Origin of the sequence: Rhizobium sp. CF142 (assembly GCF_000281145.1) — a bacterium.
Classification (GTDB): Bacteria; Pseudomonadota; Alphaproteobacteria; order Rhizobiales; family Rhizobiaceae; genus Rhizobium.
The window spans coordinates 1-1,892 of sequence record NZ_AJWE01000080.1; the positions used below are offsets into that span (position 1 = coordinate 1).

Consider the following 1,892-nt stretch of genomic DNA (forward strand, 5'->3'; position numbering starts at 1 on the left):
CCAGTGGCTGGGCGACCGGCTGGTCGCCCGCCTCGATCATCGCTAGAAACTAGTGCCTGAACTGTGCGGCGGGGTGGCTGGCAGATAGCAGGCCATTGCCGCCGAACAGCTTCTGGCGCAGCGGTCCTTCCGCATAGTCGACCTTGAACAGCCCGCGCTCCTGCAGCACCGGCACGACGAGATCGACGAAATCGTTGAGGCTTTCGGGCGCCACGGTGCGCGCCAGATTGAAGCCGTCTATGCCGCCCTCTTCGATCCAGCGCTGCAGGGTGTCGGCTATCTGCTCCGGGGAGCCGATAATCGGCTTCATGCGGCTGCCGAGCACCATCTGGTCGATGATCTGCCGTTTCGTCACCGGCTTTGCTGCCTGTTTGGTGATTGCCGCCAGTGCCGACTGATTGGCGTTAGTCGAGTTTTGGTCGATCACGTCATCGAGCCCGTATTTCGAGAAATCGACGCCGACGGAGGCGGAATAATGCGCAAGTGACGCCTCGATGCTCGCATGTCGGCGGTAGTCCTCGAGCTTCTCGTGTGCCTGGCTTTCGGTCTTGCCGACGACGACGGTGATCAGGCTCAGAATCTTGATCGCATCCGTGCCGCGGCCATTAGCTTGCGTCCTGGCGCGAAGCGCATCGACCGTCGGGCGCGCCGATTGCGGCGTCGGCCCGGCGATGAAGACGCATTCGGCATGACGGGCGGCGAAATCCTGCCCGCGGGCAGACGCACCGGCCTGGAAGAGCAGGGGCGTGCGCTGTGGCGAGGGCTCGGCGAGATGGATGCCTTCCATCTTGTAATACTGGCCCTGATGGCTGACCGCTCGCACTTTGGAGGCATCGGCAAAGATGCCGCGTTCCCTGTCGCGCAGCACGGCGCCGTCGTCCCAGCTTCCCTCCCAGAGCTTGTAGAGGATTTCGAGATACTCCTCGGCGGCGTCGTAACGCGCATCATGCTCCGCCAGCTTGTCGAAACCCATGCTGCGGGCAGCGCTGTCGAGATAGCCGGTGACGATATTCCAGCCGATGCGGCCCTTGGTCAGGTGATCGAGCGTCGACATGCGTCGTGCCAGCAGGAACGGCGGCTCATAGGTCGTATTGACGGTGACGCCGAAGCCGAGGTGCTTCGTGACGTAGGCCATTGCCGAAATCGGCATTAGCGGATCGTTGACCGGGATTTGCGCGCCCGTCTCGATGACCGGGCCTGGACTGTTCTTATAGACATCGTAGACGCCGACAATATCGGCGAGAAAAATGCCGTCCAGCTTGCCGCGTTCGGCCGTGCGTGCAAAATCCGCCCAGTAATCGAGATCGGTATAGTTGACCGAACGATCCCGCGGATGCGTCCACATGCCGTGATTTATGTGTCCGACGCAGTTCATGTCGAAGGCGTAGATCTGCATTTTCTTCATCAATACTGTCCTGAGATATCCGTCGGTCATTTAGTGGAATTATCGGGCGGATCGGGAAACCACCGTTCCTCTCTCACTATTTAGAAGCAAATTATCTCGCATGGCCGATTCGGGGAATTTTCTATCTCTATAAAATCTATGAATTTTACAATGATCTAACCACATTCCGGGGTGGAATGATTTTGAACATTGCGGGAGAGGGATATGAAAATCAACCGACGCAACCTTCTGGGTACGGCCGCTGCCGCTGTCCTCACCTTGACCACCTATGCAGCCCACGCTGCCGACGTCACGCTCAATATCGGCTACCAGCCGATCGTCGAGCCGTCGCGCGTGCCGCAAGCCGACGGCACCTATGAGAAGGAGACCAAGGCCAAGATCAACTGGCAGAAATTCGATGGTGGTGCTGATGTCATCGCTGCCATCGCGTCCGGCTCCATCGATATCGGTTATGTAGGCTCGTCGCCGCTTGCGGCTGCCGCCAGCC

The 1,892-nt window shown here is 59.4% G+C and carries 2 protein-coding genes; one reads left to right on the forward strand and one right to left on the reverse strand.

The window, feature by feature from the left end:
• Positions 1–49: 49 nt before the first annotated feature.
• Complete coding sequence (locus PMI11_RS15685; protein ID WP_007818685.1) at positions 50–1,405, reverse strand: LLM class flavin-dependent oxidoreductase; 1,356 nt, start codon at positions 1,403–1,405, stop codon at positions 50–52.
• A gap of 204 nt (positions 1,406–1,609) precedes the next feature.
• Here PMI11_RS15685 and PMI11_RS15690 point away from each other — a divergent pair.
• On the forward strand, positions 1,610–1,892 hold a 283-nt coding region (locus PMI11_RS15690), incomplete at its 3' end, for a glycine betaine ABC transporter substrate-binding protein (RefSeq protein WP_007818687.1).